This is a genomic window from Campylobacter concisus, from assembly GCF_003048905.1.
GTDB lineage: Bacteria > Campylobacterota > Campylobacteria > Campylobacterales > Campylobacteraceae > Campylobacter_A > Campylobacter_A concisus_V.
The window spans coordinates 586,478-599,204 of sequence record NZ_PIRO01000001.1 but is presented as its reverse complement, the minus strand read 5'-3'; the positions used below and the strand labels follow the sequence as shown (position 1 = coordinate 599,204).

The 12,727-nt window shown below is 37.4% G+C and carries 17 protein-coding genes; all 17 read left to right on the top strand.

Going from position 1 to position 12,727, the window contains the following annotated elements; all coding sequences use genetic code 11:
• Positions 1-61: 61 nt before the first annotated feature.
• The 17 genes from CVS95_RS03050 (at position 62) to CVS95_RS02970 (ending at position 12,726) form a co-directional block, all read left to right on the top strand.
• A complete protein-coding gene (locus CVS95_RS03050) occupies positions 62-655 on the top strand; it encodes a LemA family protein (protein ID WP_107695520.1) in 594 nt (197 codons plus the stop codon).
• Complete coding sequence (locus tag CVS95_RS03045; protein ID WP_159071255.1) at positions 655-1,509, top strand: TPM domain-containing protein; 855 nt, start codon at positions 655-657, stop codon at positions 1,507-1,509. Before CVS95_RS03050 ends, CVS95_RS03045 begins: the two co-directional genes overlap by 1 nt.
• Positions 1,510-1,575: 66 nt before the next feature.
• Positions 1,576-2,256, top strand: a complete 681-nt coding sequence (locus CVS95_RS03040) for an ABC transporter substrate-binding protein (RefSeq protein ID WP_107695518.1) — start codon at positions 1,576-1,578, stop codon at positions 2,254-2,256.
• Positions 2,237-2,758 (top strand): 4'-phosphopantetheinyl transferase family protein, encoded by a 522-nt coding sequence (locus CVS95_RS03035; RefSeq protein ID WP_107695517.1) that lies wholly within the window; start codon positions 2,237-2,239, stop codon positions 2,756-2,758. The genes CVS95_RS03040 and CVS95_RS03035 overlap by 20 nt, the downstream gene beginning before the upstream one ends.
• A gap of 23 nt (positions 2,759-2,781) precedes the next feature.
• On the top strand, positions 2,782-3,159 hold the full coding sequence (locus tag CVS95_RS03030) for a hypothetical protein (protein WP_234400000.1): 378 nt from the start codon (positions 2,782-2,784) through the stop codon (positions 3,157-3,159).
• Positions 3,143-4,312: a beta-ketoacyl synthase N-terminal-like domain-containing protein gene (locus CVS95_RS03025; protein WP_234399999.1), complete on the top strand. Its 1,170-nt coding sequence runs from the start codon at positions 3,143-3,145 to the stop codon at positions 4,310-4,312. The genes CVS95_RS03030 and CVS95_RS03025 overlap by 17 nt, the downstream gene beginning before the upstream one ends.
• Positions 4,309-4,752 (top strand): thioester dehydrase, encoded by a 444-nt coding sequence (locus CVS95_RS03020; protein WP_107695516.1) that lies wholly within the window; start codon positions 4,309-4,311, stop codon positions 4,750-4,752. Before CVS95_RS03025 ends, CVS95_RS03020 begins: the two co-directional genes overlap by 4 nt.
• On the top strand, positions 4,745-5,464 hold the full coding sequence (fabG, locus tag CVS95_RS03015) for a 3-oxoacyl-ACP reductase FabG (RefSeq protein ID WP_107695515.1): 720 nt from the start codon (positions 4,745-4,747) through the stop codon (positions 5,462-5,464). Before CVS95_RS03020 ends, fabG begins: the two co-directional genes overlap by 8 nt.
• Positions 5,464-6,717, top strand: coding sequence for a beta-ketoacyl-ACP synthase (locus CVS95_RS03010; protein ID WP_107695933.1), 1,254 nt, complete (start codon positions 5,464-5,466; stop codon positions 6,715-6,717). Before fabG ends, CVS95_RS03010 begins: the two co-directional genes overlap by 1 nt.
• An 11-nt stretch (positions 6,718-6,728) precedes the next feature.
• A complete protein-coding gene (locus tag CVS95_RS03005) occupies positions 6,729-7,145 on the top strand; it encodes an excinuclease ABC subunit A (RefSeq protein WP_107695514.1) in 417 nt (138 codons plus the stop codon).
• Positions 7,145-7,813 carry a beta-ketoacyl synthase chain length factor gene (locus CVS95_RS03000; RefSeq protein ID WP_107695513.1) on the top strand — a complete coding sequence of 223 codons (669 nt, stop codon included), beginning with the start codon at positions 7,145-7,147 and terminating at the stop codon, positions 7,811-7,813. Before CVS95_RS03005 ends, CVS95_RS03000 begins: the two co-directional genes overlap by 1 nt.
• Positions 7,740-8,549: a lysophospholipid acyltransferase family protein gene (locus CVS95_RS02995; protein ID WP_234399998.1), complete on the top strand. Its 810-nt coding sequence runs from the start codon at positions 7,740-7,742 to the stop codon at positions 8,547-8,549. Before CVS95_RS03000 ends, CVS95_RS02995 begins: the two co-directional genes overlap by 74 nt.
• On the top strand, positions 8,533-8,790 hold the full coding sequence (locus tag CVS95_RS02990; RefSeq protein ID WP_107695511.1) for a phosphopantetheine-binding protein: 258 nt from the start codon (positions 8,533-8,535) through the stop codon (positions 8,788-8,790). The genes CVS95_RS02995 and CVS95_RS02990 overlap by 17 nt, the downstream gene beginning before the upstream one ends.
• Positions 8,791-8,792: 2 nt before the next feature.
• Positions 8,793-9,038 carry an acyl carrier protein gene (locus tag CVS95_RS02985; RefSeq protein WP_021090641.1) on the top strand — a complete coding sequence of 82 codons (246 nt, stop codon included), beginning with the start codon at positions 8,793-8,795 and terminating at the stop codon, positions 9,036-9,038.
• A gap of 46 nt (positions 9,039-9,084) precedes the next feature.
• Positions 9,085-9,573, top strand: coding sequence for a DNA gyrase subunit B (locus tag CVS95_RS02980; protein ID WP_234399997.1), 489 nt, complete (start codon positions 9,085-9,087; stop codon positions 9,571-9,573).
• Positions 9,563-11,119, top strand: coding sequence for an AMP-binding protein (locus tag CVS95_RS02975; RefSeq protein WP_107695509.1), 1,557 nt, complete (start codon positions 9,563-9,565; stop codon positions 11,117-11,119). Before CVS95_RS02980 ends, CVS95_RS02975 begins: the two co-directional genes overlap by 11 nt.
• Positions 11,116-12,726 carry a glycosyltransferase family 2 protein gene (locus CVS95_RS02970; RefSeq protein ID WP_107695508.1) on the top strand — a complete coding sequence of 537 codons (1,611 nt, stop codon included), beginning with the start codon at positions 11,116-11,118 and terminating at the stop codon, positions 12,724-12,726. The genes CVS95_RS02975 and CVS95_RS02970 overlap by 4 nt, the downstream gene beginning before the upstream one ends.
• The last annotated feature ends 1 nt before the right edge of the window (position 12,727 follow it).

The window sequence follows — 12,727 nt, the reverse complement described above, 5'->3', positions numbered from 1 at the left end:
TCAAACTCACATTATTTTTTAAGTCTTGTTTTACTAATATTTGCTCCTTAAAGGAGAAAATATGAAAAATTTAATAGCCGTTATTATAGTTATTGCTGCACTTGCTTTTGGTGCTTTTAAGTATATAAATTCATTTGTTGCACTTGATGAAAATGTAAATGCAAAGTGGTCACAGGTGTTAAATCAATATAAAAGAAGAGCCGAGCTTGTGCCAAATTTGGTTGAAACTGTAAAAGGCTACGCAGCTCATGAGCAAAAAATTTTTGAAGATGTGGCAAATGCTAGAAGTAAGAGCATGCAAGTAAGCGTTGATGCAAGTGGTCTTAGCGATGAAGCTAAGATGAAAGAATTTATGACAGCACAAAGCTCATTTGGCTTGGCGCTTGGTAGGCTTATGGCAGTTAGCGAGAACTATCCAGAGCTAAAAGCAAATCAAAATTTCTTATCTCTTCAGAGTCAGCTTGAGGGCACAGAAAACCGCATAAGCGTAGCAATGCATGATTATATCGAAGCTGTAAAAGAGTATAACGTAGCCCTTAGAAGCTTTCCTAATAAATTTATAGCAAGTGCTTTTTATCCTGAGCTAAAGCCAAAACAAAATCTTGAAATAAGTAACGAAGAGAAGATAAATCCAAAAGTTTCATTTGAGAAATGATGAAGAAAATTTTTGCTCTTTTATTTTTTACATTTTGCTTTTGTTTTGCCATAAATTTTAACGAGCAGATAAATGACGAGGCTCAAATTTTCTCTAAAAATGAGAAAGCTGAGCTTTTAAGCTTGGTGCAAAATTACGAGCAAAATAGTACGACGCAAATTGCTATCGTGACTCTTAAATCACTAGAAAATAAAAGCATAGAAGAGATCTCTCTTGAGATAGCTAGAGGCTACAAGCTGGGACAAAAACAAAGTAGTAATGGAGTGCTTTTAATAATCGCTCCAAACGAGAGAAAAATACGTATAGAAGTTGGTTATGGACTTGAAGGCATGCTAACTGACGCTATATCAAGCCAGATCATAAATGATGTGATAGTGCCTAAATTTAAGCAAGGCGATATGGGTGGTGGCGTGATAGAGGGCATAAGAGCCATCATAAAAGTGGCTAGTGGCGAAGAATTTGAAAGCGTGAGTGAAGATAAAGAGATACCGTTTGGAATATTTGCCTTTTTTGCTGGCATGATCTCGTGTTTTATCTCTGTCTTTTTAGGTAAATTTTTTATGCGAGTTGGCTTTAGTGCGTGTTTTGCAGGGCTTATATCTACGGTATTTGAGCAATTTTTTGGCGTGCAAAATTACTTCATTGTCTTTGCTATTGTGTTTGTAATATTTTTTATTATTTTAAAAAATGCCTTTAAAAAAAATACTCAAAGCAAAAATACACACAGTGATTTCGGGCGCGATAGATCAGACTCAAATAGCAGTGGTAGCGGCCATTCAAGTAGTTCAAGAGGTGGTGGCTTTAGTGGCGGCGGAGGCGGTTTTGGCGGAGGCGGAGCAAGTGGCAGTTGGTAAAATTTCATCAAAGATTAGCTTGTAAAGCTCAAATCCTTTAAAATATATAAAAACTTAGGAGCAAAGATGCTAGCTGGCGAGCTGCTTAAAAGCCATTTTGCTAAATTTGATCTAGTGGCGGTGCTTAGTAAATTTTTAGAGCAAAGTCATTTTGATAAAGAAAAATTTGATCTGCTCAAACAAAATAACTTTAAAATTTTAGATAAAAATATAAAACAAGAGATAGTTAAAACTGCTGGTTTTAAAGAGTTTTTTGACGAGAAATTTCAGAGCTTTTTATGCGAGCTTATGCAGAGTAAAGTTTTAATTGTTTCTGGCAAAGAGTATAAATTTAGTGAGCTTGAAATTTATACTTGTTTTGACGCAAATACCTACAAAAGGCAGTGTGAGGCAGGAGAGATTTACTTTCACAACTTTGGTTTTGACATATCTTTTAAAAGCGAGCCATCGCTTTATGGCGGCGTTTTAGTAAGAGGCCTAAAGCCCTTAAACGGGCAAAATTTTATCTTTGGGCCAAGAAAATGTGCCTTGCATATCTTAAATAGCAAAATGAGCAATTTAAACTTTGATCTAAAAGAGGCTGATTTTAGAAAAGATAAGATTACTTTTACGCCACGCATTAGATCATTTGGCGATGAAAACCAGCAAAAAAATGATTGCCTTAGAGCATTTACTGCTGAGTTTGAAAAAGCCTTAGAGTGTGATGAAAATTATAAAAAGAGATTAAATGCCTATAAAAAGGGGTGAAATTTATCTTTTTATCAGCTTTTGCGGTGAGAAATTTAGCCCAAAAATGCTAGATAAAAAAGATCGCAGAAGAGTAAAAAAATATCCAAATTTAATAAAACAAAACTCATTTAAAATATCTCGCTACTTAAAATTTAAAGCAAAGATGCGAGGTAAAATCTGTCTTTCGCATAAAGAAAATATCGCAGTTTTAGCCATTTCAAAAGAAAAGATCGGAGTCGATGTAGAAGAGCTAAAGCAGAGAAATTTTGACGCGGTAGCTAGCTTTTGCTTTACAAAAGATGAGAGCAAAAATTTGGCAAATGCAAAAGATAAAATGCAAAAATTTTATGAAATTTATACTGCAAAAGAAGCGGTTTTAAAGCTTAAAAATTTATCGTTTAGCGATCTTGGTACTACCAGCTACGATGAAATGGCAAAAAAATACTTAATTATTAATAATTCATTTATTATTTGCCTTGCATTTAAGCAATGCAAAGATATAATTATTAAACTTTTGTAATTTTTAACATTAAAAGGTAAAGATTGCTTATAAAAAAAATAGTCATGATCCTTGCTATTTCGCTTTTTGCTCTTGGATGTGCAAAGAAATTTGATACGCCACAGATGGCAGATTTTGACTTAAAAACATTTAAGGTAAGCTCATCAAAAGGTCTACTTTTGCTTTACGTGCAAAATAGCAAGAATGAGTATAAATTTAGCCTTGTAAACGCACTTGGCGCGCCAGAAGCTAGGCGAGTTTTAAAAGATGGTAGCTTTAAAAATTTAGGTTTTTTGCCACCAAATAGTGCCTACAATGAACTTTTTATAAAAGTGCTAGAGATGATAAAAGATGAAAAAAATGAGCAAAAATTTATGATAGATGATCAATATTATAAGGTAGAAAGTGTTGATCTACGTTAGCAAACCAGCCATTATTAGTGCAGCAGGGAGCAGTAGTGATGAGAATTTGAGCTCGCTTTTAAGTGGAAAGAGATTTCTAGGCCTTAGCAGTGAGTTTCATCCTGAGAATAAATTTTTAGTAGCGAAATTTGATAAGGCACTGCCAGAGTTTGCCAAGAACACAAAAGAACACTTCAAAACAAGAACCAATGCTTTGCTTCTAAACACGCTTCTTGAGCTTGACGATGAGATAAAAAAGGCTATCAAAAAATTTGGTAAGAGCCGTGTAGGTGTTATTTTAGGCACTACAACGAGTGGAATTGAAGAAAATTTTTGGACTTTTAAAGAGTATATAAAAACTGAAATTTTTGATAAAAGCAAGTTTGGCATAGACAGAAACTGTCTTGCAAATGTGACCGAATTTGTGAGCGAATTTTATGGATTAGAAGGTCCAAGTTTTTGTGTTTCAACTGCCTGTACTTCTGGTGTTAAGGCGATTATTGAGGCACAAAGACTAATAAAAAGCGATATTTGCGATGCGGTTATATGTGGTGGTGTCGATAGTTTAAACACATTAACCATAAATGGCTTTAACTCACTTAGCATTTTAAGTCAAAAACCAAGCCAGCCATTTTCTAAAAACAGAGAGGGTATAAACATAGGCGAGGGAGCTGGGCTATTTTTGCTGAGCCGTGATGAAATTTCAAACGTTGCGGTCGCTGGCTCGGCCTCAAACTGCGACGCTTTTCATATGACTCAGCCTGATTTTAATGCCAAAATGGCAATTTCTTGTATAAAAGAAGCTTTAAAAAAAGCTGGCATAGACGGCGTGGACTATGTAAATTTGCATGGCACCGGTACGCAAGCAAATGACAAAATGGAGGCAAAAGCAGTAAATTTAACGCTTGGCTCCGCATATGCTAGCTCACTAAAGCCACAGATTGGACACACACTTGGAGCTGCTGGAGCCATCGAGAGCGCCATTTGCGTGATGCTTTGCATGCAAGAAAATAGCACCTTGCCGCCACATGTTTATGACGGCGAGTATGATGAGAGTTTGGAAGCTATAAATTTAGTAAAAAGTGGCACGAAATTTGACGTAAAAACAGCGATGTCGCTATCTTTTGCCTTTGGCGGAGACAACGCCGTAATAATATTTAAAAGAGTGAGATGATGATAAGTGACTATTTGCCGCACAGCAGCGCCATAACCCTGATCGATGAAATTTTAGAATTTACGCCTTGTGAGAGTATCAAAGTAAGAAGTGTGATAAATGAGCAAAATCCATTTTTAGAAGATGGGAAATTTCAGATGCAAAAGGCGATTGAGATGATGGCTCAAAGCCTTGGAATTTATGACTCAAAGATGCGTGAGCTAAGGGGCGAAAAGGCGATATTTGGCTTTTTGCTAGGCAGTAGAAAATTTGAAATTTTTAGGCCATATTTTAAAGTGGGCGATGAGATAGTGATCATCTCAAAGTGCTCGATCCAAGATGAGAGTGGATTTGGCGTTTATGACAGTGAGCTTTTTGTAAATGGCGAGCTTGGCGCAAGGGCTGTTTTAAACGTGATGAGCCCTGATGAAGAATTTGTAAAAAAGGCACTTAGTGAGTAAGAGAGTATTGATAACTGGATCAAGTAGAGGCATAGGAGCTAGTATCGCTAAACGCTTAGCTAACGAGTACGAAGTGGTGCTTCATGCAAGAAGTAAGAGCGATGAGCTTTTAAAGATGGCTAGTGAGCTTGGGGCTAAATTTATGACATTTGACGTGGCTGATACGGCCGCAGCAAAAGAGGCCATAGAGGCTGACATGGAAGCAAATGGCGTATACTACGGTGTTGTGCTAAATGCTGGCATAACAAGGGATAACACCTTTGTGGGGCTGAGCGATGAAGAGTGGTTTGATGTGATAGATGTAAATTTAAATGGCTTTTACAATGTCCTAAGACCAGCGCTAATGCCCATGATAAGGGCTAGAAAGCCAGCTAGAATAGTAACACTAAGCTCTGTTTCAGGCGTCATTGGCAACAGAGGTCAGGTGAACTACTCAGCTAGCAAAGCTGGCATTATAGGAGCCAGCAAAGCCCTTGCAGTCGAGCTTGCAAGTAGAGGCATAACAGTAAACTGTGTAGCACCTGGGCTTATAAAGACAGATATGAGCGAAGAAATTTTAAATAGCGATTTCTTGGGCGAAGTACTAAAGGCCATACCTGCAAAAAGAGCTGGAGAGGCAGATGAAGTGGCAGGGCTGGTTAAATTTTTACTAAGCGACGAGGCTAGCTACATCACAAGGCAGGTTATCGGTGTAAATGGAGGACTTTGCTAATGCGTGTATTTGTCACAGGTATCGGCGCAGTCAGTGCTTTTGGCAACAGCTGGGAGGAGATGAGGGCTAAATTTCTTGAAGGCAAAAACGCCGTGAGATATATGAGCGAGTGGGAGAGTTGTAAAGATCTAAACACTCGCCTAGCAGCACCTATCATAGACTACAAATATCCGCAAGAGTGGGATAGGAAACAGCTAAGAAGCCTTGGCAAGGTGTCGTGTTATAGCGTACATGCGGCTGGACTTGCTTTAAAAGATGCTGGATTATTAAAAGGTGATGAGTTAAATGAGTCAAATTTAGACCCAAGTGTGCAAGATGGCAGAATGGGTGTGGCAAGCGGCTCAAGTACTGGCAGTACCGACTCTATCCTTGATATGGCAAAGCTAGTTTTGGACATGGATAGCGGTTTTAACGCAAATACCTATATAAAGATGATGCCTCACACCACAGCGGCAAATATTGCGCTATTTTACTCGCTAAAAGGACGTATAATCCCGACGTCATCGGCCTGCACGAGCGGTTCGCATGCCATTGGATACGCATATGAGAGCATAAAAAATGGCAGCATAGATATGATGTTAGCTGGTGGGGCTGAAGAGCTTTGCGTGAGCGAGGCATACGTCTTTGATAAGCTTTACGCGACTAGTGTAAAAAACAGCACGCCAGATTTGAGCCCAACGCCGTTTGAAAAAGATAGAGATGGCTTGGTGCTTGGCGAGGGAGCTGGGTTTTTAGTGCTTGAAAGTGAAGAGAGTGCCTTAAAAAGAGGAGCTAAAATTTACGCTGAGGTTGTTGGTTTTGGCTCGACGTGTGACGGCACACACATCACAAGACCACAAAGCGCTACGATGAAAGCGGCGATGAGCTTAGCGCTTCGTGACGCAAAGCTAGAGCCAAAAAGTATAGGTTACGTAAATGCCCATGCGACTGCGACAAAACATGGCGACATAGCCGAGAGTATCGCTACAAACGAGCTTTTTGGAGAGGATATCGCCATTAGCTCACTTAAAAGCTATCTTGGTCATACGCTTGGCGCTTGTGGCGGACTGGAGGCGATCGCTTCTATTATGATGATGAGAGAAGAGCTGTTTTTCCCAACTATAAATTTAAACGTGATCGATCCTGAGTGCGCAAAGCTAAACTATTTAAAAGAGCCAGCTCCGATAAAAACGGACTTTGTTATGAGCAATAACTTTGCATTTGGTGGTGTAAATACATCTTTGATATTTAAAAGAGTTAAAAACATTTTTTAAAAAGGATAAATATGAAAAAATTAATTTCATTAGTTGCCATTTTGGCATTTGCTACAAGTCTTAATGCAAGAGATGATGTGAAATATCACTCACTTGACTTCCTAAATGGTCCAAAAGCTAAAAATTTCTTACTACCAAATGTAAGTATCAGCTTTGGCACAGGATATAGTGGACAGGTAATTGTAAAAGATCTAACATCAAATAAAAAGACAAATGGTTTTAATAAAAGTGATGAAGAGGCATGCCAAATCGCACTTCTTTCGGCATTAAAGACTTTCCAAGAAAGAGCATTAAAAGAAGGTGGCACAAAGGTTGTAAATCTAACTGGCTACTACAAAAAGCATCCATTTAACTCAAAAACTCAGTTTCAGTGTGGAAGCGGTGCTTTGATGTCTGGCGTTACTCTAAAAGGCGATATCGCGAAATAATGAAATTTCAAATTGATTTTTTTGATGCGATAGCTTATGGCGATGTCGGCGAGGATCTGGCTAGATACAAAAAAGAATTTGATCTAGCAAAAATTCCACCAATTCAAAGAAGAAGGCTAAGTAGTGCTGCAAAGTGCGCTTTTAGCCTACTTAGTGGCTTTGATAAGCTTGATATGCCAGTTATTTTTAGCTCATATGAAGGAGAGATAAATCGCTGCTTTGAGCTAGAGACTGCACTGGCAAAAGCTGAGCCAGTTTCACCTACTTCGTTTTCACTTTCGGTACATAACGCTATCTCGTCACTTCTTAGCATAGAAGCTAAAAATCACAATGAAATTCTTGCCATTTCCTCTTTTAGTCCAGTCGAAGATGCGCTGCAAGCGGCATTTTTAAGACTAAATGATGGATATGAAAAGGTACTAATACTTGCTTATCATGAGTCGATAAAGCAGAGTTATTTTGATGAGAAAAAGCCATCATTTATGCTCACTCTTGTTGTCTCAGGGGCAAAAAATGAGAGAGTTTTAACTCTAAAAAGAGCTAAAAGAGAAAAAGAAATTTTCGGGAATTTATTAAAAAGCTTTATTGTAAATTTTGATCCAAAAATATCAAAAAGCTGGCAAAGTTGTAGTTATTCTTCATCTTGGAATTTTAGCTATGAGCCTTAAAATTTTAAGAACTGGATCTTTCTTTTTATTTTTTGCGATCATTTGCATAAGCGGAGATTTGCTGCTTGTGCCAGTGGTGCTTTTGGGGCTAAATAAATTTAAATTTATACAAAATTTATGCCGTGATTTAGTTAGAATTTCTTGGGGATTTTTTATAAAAGTTGCTAAAAATTGTGGGCGTTTGGACTATAAATTTGAGCTTAGCAAGCTAAATGGCGGATCAAATTTGGTCATAGCAAACCACCCTTCGCTTCTTGATGTGGTCTTTTTAGTTTCAAAATTTAAAAGAATAAACTGCATCGTAAAGGGCGAGCTTGGCAAAAATATATTTTTATTTGCGGCTATTAGGGCGTGCAACTATATACCAAATACAAATAATGAGGAATTTTTACAAAAAAGCGTGGAGGTTTTAAAAAGCGGTGAAAATTTATTAATTTTCCCAGAGGGCACACGTACGAAAGATGAAATTATTTTTCATAAGGCAGCAGCTTACATAGGTGTAAAAGGCGCTAAAAATATTGTATGTATTGGCATCAATATGCACCCAAGAAGCCTTAGAAAAAATGAACCGTGGTACAAAATACCAGATGAAAAGATAAAATATCATTTTAAAGAGATGAAAAATTTTGATGTTGATATGTTTTTAAAAGATAGGCCAAGCCCCGTGAGGGCCAGGGCAATGCATGATGAGATAAGTAAAATTTATAAGGAGGAATTTGGTGAAAGAGCTAGTTAATGATATAAAAGAGTTGATCATCACAAGCTTAAATTTAGAGGATATGAAGCCAAGTGATATTGATGAGAATGCGCCACTTTTTAATGATGGTCTTGGGCTTGATAGCGTCGATGCTTTAGAGCTTGGACTTGCGGTGCAGAAAAAATATGGTCTTGTGCTTGACTCAAAGAGCGCAAATCTAAAAGAGATATTTTTTAGCGTATCTTCTCTTGCAAAATACATTTACGAAAATAGGAAATAACTATGAGTGAAAAAGAAATTTTTGAAATTTTAAAGAAAGCCTTGATCGATCTTTTTGAGATAGATGAGAGCAAGATAAAGCCAGAAACTAGGATATATGAGGATTTGCAGATTGATAGCATCGACGCTATTGATATGATTGATTACATCAAACGTCAAACCGGACATAGGCTGATGCCAGAGGATTTTAAAAACGTAAAAACGCTTGATGATATCGTAAAAGCCGTAGCAAAGAAATTTGAAGCATAAAATAGTAAACCTAGTGCTAATTTTAGTAAGCATTGCTTATCCTTTAGTGCTATTTTTTTGGCAAGAAAATGCCACTTTGATATTTGGTGTTTTATGTGTGCTTTGGGGGCTTAGAGCCTATTTTGAAAGTGGCAAGAAAAGGCAGGTTTGCTTAGCGGCCGGGATATTTTTTGCGATTTGTTCTATTTTTAGAAGCGTAAATTTAGCACTTTTATACCCAAGTATCGTAAGCCTTGGCTTTTTGGCGATCTTTTTTTACAGCTTAAAGGGTGAGGCTGTTATAACCAAAATTGCTAGATTAAAAGAGAAAAATATAGATGAAAAGGTCGTTAGTTACACAAGAGGATTAACAAAAATTTGGTGCTTATTTTTTGTATTTAATGCGATTTTTGCATTTGTTTTATCGTGTTTTGAAAATAAATTTTATTGGAGTATTTACTGCTCTTTTGTCTCTTATATTTTGATGGGATTTTTGTTTTTTGGAGAAATTTTATATCGTAAAATTTTTATTTTAAAGAGGAAAAATGGAGTTTGAAAATAGTCTAAAAGAGTTTAAATTTGTTGATATTGATAAAAATTTATACTCACAAGTTGGTATTTTTGGGGCAAATTTAAAAGAGTATGGCGTGAGTGAGATAGAGATCTATCTAAGTGAAACTTTTGACTTTTGTGTAGCTTTTTTTGGAGCACTTGCGATCGGCGTGAGACCGATTTTTCTTGCAAAGCCTATTTTTAGTAGTGATAAATTTAATATCAATGATGAAAATTTCAAGAATTTTTTGGCTCCAGTCAGAAATATAGAGCCAAAATTTAATCTAAATTCTACTTTTTTTCTTCAAACTTCAGGCTCGACTGGAAATAGCAAAAATATCCCAAAAAGACTTGGTGCGATGATAGAAGAAGGGCTATTTTTAAAAGAAGAACTTGGGGTTAATGAAAGTGATACATTTTTTTCAAGCGTTTCGCATCAGCATATGTTTGGCCTTACTTTTAAGGTATTTTTGCCCATCATCTCTGGTGCAAAGGCCGTTAGCAAGGAGCTAAATTACCCAGAGGCAATCTTTGAGCTAGATCTTGAAAATTTAAGTTTCATAACAAGCCCAGTTTTGCTTCAAACGCTAATTTCTAGCCCAAGAGCAGCTGAAATTTCAGGGCTAAAAAACATCATCTGTGCCGGCTCAGCCCTAAAGAGTGAGCTAAGAGCTAGCATAGCAAAACTAAGCAGTGCGCGCATCATCGACATCTATGGTAGCACTGAAACTGGTGTAGTGGCTAGAAATTTAGGCGATGAGCTTTTACTTTTTAGTAAGGTAAAGGCAGGTCTTAGCGAGGACGAGGCACTAAACGTGAGCTCGCCTTGGTGTGAGTTTTTTCAGACTAGCGACTGGGCACAGATAAAGGGTAACAGACTCACGCTAAAGGGCAGGATCGATAGGATCGTTAAGCTAAATGACAAAAGGGTCAATCTAATAAGCATTGAAAATAAGATGCTTGAAAGCGGTCTTTTAAAAGACTGCTACTGCGATACGCATCCAAAATTTAAGCGCCTAGCCGCACTTTTAGAGCTTAGTGAAGAGGGTGTGAAGCTCTTTAGAGATAGCGGCAAAAAGGGCATTGTAGCAAGATTAAATGAGCTTTTAAGGCCTGAGTTTAAAAATAGTGTTAGGTATTTTAAAATCGTTAGCTCGCTTTGCAAAAACGCACAAGGGAAATTTTTAAAAGCAAATTTTAAAGAGCTTTTAGAAAAGAGCGAAGAGCCTAGCTGGGATAAAAGTAGCGAAAATGGCATTTATAAATTTAAGACAAAGCTTAGCCCAGCACTTGGTATCTTTACTGAACATTTTCCAAATTTACCGCTACTGCCTGGCTTTGTGCAGCTTGATTTTGTATTTAAATTTGCAAGAGAGCTTGGCGCAGAAATAGGCGATCAGTGCGTGGTAGAGAATCTGAAATTTTTAAAGTTTGTAAGGCCAAATGACGAGCTTTGCATAGAAATTTCGCAAAAAGAAGAGAAGGTTTATTTTGAGATATTTTGCAATGGCGCTAGAAGTGCTGCTGGTAGGATAAAGCTGGGCTTATGAAGACGCTCTTTCTCATACCATTTTACAACCATCCAGAGAAGATCAAAACCCTTTGTGAGGCGCTTGCTAGCTATGATCTGCCTATTTTGATAGTTGATGATGGCTCAAACGAAGCTTCAAAAAAGGCTTTGCAAAATTTGAACGAATTTGGCGTAGAAATTTTTACAAGAGCCCAAAACGGCGGTAAAGGAGCTGCACTAAAAGATGGCTTTAGGCACGCTATGCAAAATGGTTACACGCACGCATTTCAGATCGATGCTGACTTTCAGCATGACATAAGTGAAGTGGCTGAGTTTTTGGAGCTTAGCAAAAAGTATCCGCATGATATGATAATGGCTGATCCAATTTATGGCGAGGATGCGCCAAAATCGAGGTTTTATGGTAGAAAGATCACAAATTTTTGGGTCAAGGTAAACACCTTAAACACCAACATAAAAGATGCGATGTGTGGCTTTAGAATTTATCCCCTAAAAGAGCTTGAGTGGGCGATATCTCAAAGCAAGTCAAATAGGATGGAATTTGATATGGAAATCCTTGTAAATGCCGTAAGAGCAGGCATTGGACTAAGATGGATACCGCTAAAAGTAAGATATGAAAAAGGCGGCGTTTCGCACTTTAAAATGCTAAAAGATAACGTGCTAATAAGCCTTATGCATGCTAAATATTTTTTTAGTTTGGTTCCATTTTTGCTGGGCAAAGTCTTTAGGGGACAAAAATACGTATGGTGGCAAAAAGGCGAAAGATCAAATGAATTTTTCTTAAGGGTGAGCTTATTTTTAACCAAGAATTTGCCTATTTTTCTTATAAAACCTATCGTTATGATCGTCGTTTGTTTTTATTATATTTTTTCAAAAATAGAGAGAAAAAATATAAGAGAATTTTTGCAAAATGTAGAGAAATTTAGCGGTAAAAAACCAGCTACTGGTGTTTTTAGAAATTTTTATGAATTTGGTATTGCGATTTGCGATAAATTTCGTATTTGGCAAAATGGTATGCTCGAAAATGAGCTAGATATTGACGAACTTATGTGGATAAAAGAAGAGTTTGAGGCATCAAAGCGTGGCAGAATTTTGCTAACAAGCCACCTAGGAAATGTAGAAATTTGCAAGACACTTTCGCTTAGATCGCCAAGTTTTCGTATGATCATCTTGGTTTATAGCAAGGGAAATGAAAATTTTTATAAAATTTTAGAGCAGATAAGTAAGGGGCAGATCAAGCTAATAAGCGTAGAAAATCTCGATGCAGCAGCTATGCTTGAGCTAAAAGAGGCGGTAGAAAACGGCGTAAATATCGGCATAATGGGCGATAGGACGCCTGTAAATGGCGATAAATTTGTCGAAGTGAGCTTCCTTGGCAAGATGGCTAAATTTAACTACGGCCCATACTTGCTAGCTGGCATTTTGGGTGTAAAAATGAGTGCGCTTTGGTGCGTAAAAAATGGCGATAAATTTAGCATAGAGCTAAGTGACATCGCAGATGAGATAAAACTAGGTCGCGACCGCAAGGCAAGCGTCATGCCATACGTGCAAAGCTATGTAAGACAGCTTGAGGAGCAAGCTTGCAAGAGTCCGTCGCAGTGGTTTAACTTTTTTGACTTTTGGAGATAAA

What these genes read in the sequence shown, in the direction of transcription:
- CVS95_RS03050 (WP_107695520.1), top strand. Translation starts at nt 62, where the DNA reads ATGAAAAATTTAATAGCCGTTATTATAGTTATTGCTGCACTTGCTTTT.
- CVS95_RS03045 (WP_159071255.1), top strand. Translation starts at nt 655, where the DNA reads ATGAAGAAAATTTTTGCTCTTTTATTTTTTACATTTTGCTTTTGTTTT.
- CVS95_RS03040 (WP_107695518.1), top strand. Translation starts at nt 1,576, where the DNA reads ATGCTAGCTGGCGAGCTGCTTAAAAGCCATTTTGCTAAATTTGATCTA.
- CVS95_RS03035 (WP_107695517.1), top strand. Translation starts at nt 2,237, where the DNA reads ATGCCTATAAAAAGGGGTGAAATTTATCTTTTTATCAGCTTTTGCGGT.
- CVS95_RS03020 (WP_107695516.1), top strand. Translation starts at nt 4,309, where the DNA reads ATGATGATAAGTGACTATTTGCCGCACAGCAGCGCCATAACCCTGATC.
- CVS95_RS03010 (WP_107695933.1), top strand. Translation starts at nt 5,464, where the DNA reads ATGCGTGTATTTGTCACAGGTATCGGCGCAGTCAGTGCTTTTGGCAAC.
- CVS95_RS03005 (WP_107695514.1), top strand. Translation starts at nt 6,729, where the DNA reads ATGAAAAAATTAATTTCATTAGTTGCCATTTTGGCATTTGCTACAAGT.
- CVS95_RS03000 (WP_107695513.1), top strand. Translation starts at nt 7,145, where the DNA reads ATGAAATTTCAAATTGATTTTTTTGATGCGATAGCTTATGGCGATGTC.
- CVS95_RS02985 (WP_021090641.1), top strand. Translation starts at nt 8,793, where the DNA reads ATGAGTGAAAAAGAAATTTTTGAAATTTTAAAGAAAGCCTTGATCGAT.
- CVS95_RS02975 (WP_107695509.1), top strand. Translation starts at nt 9,563, where the DNA reads ATGGAGTTTGAAAATAGTCTAAAAGAGTTTAAATTTGTTGATATTGAT.
- CVS95_RS02970 (WP_107695508.1), top strand. Translation starts at nt 11,116, where the DNA reads ATGAAGACGCTCTTTCTCATACCATTTTACAACCATCCAGAGAAGATC.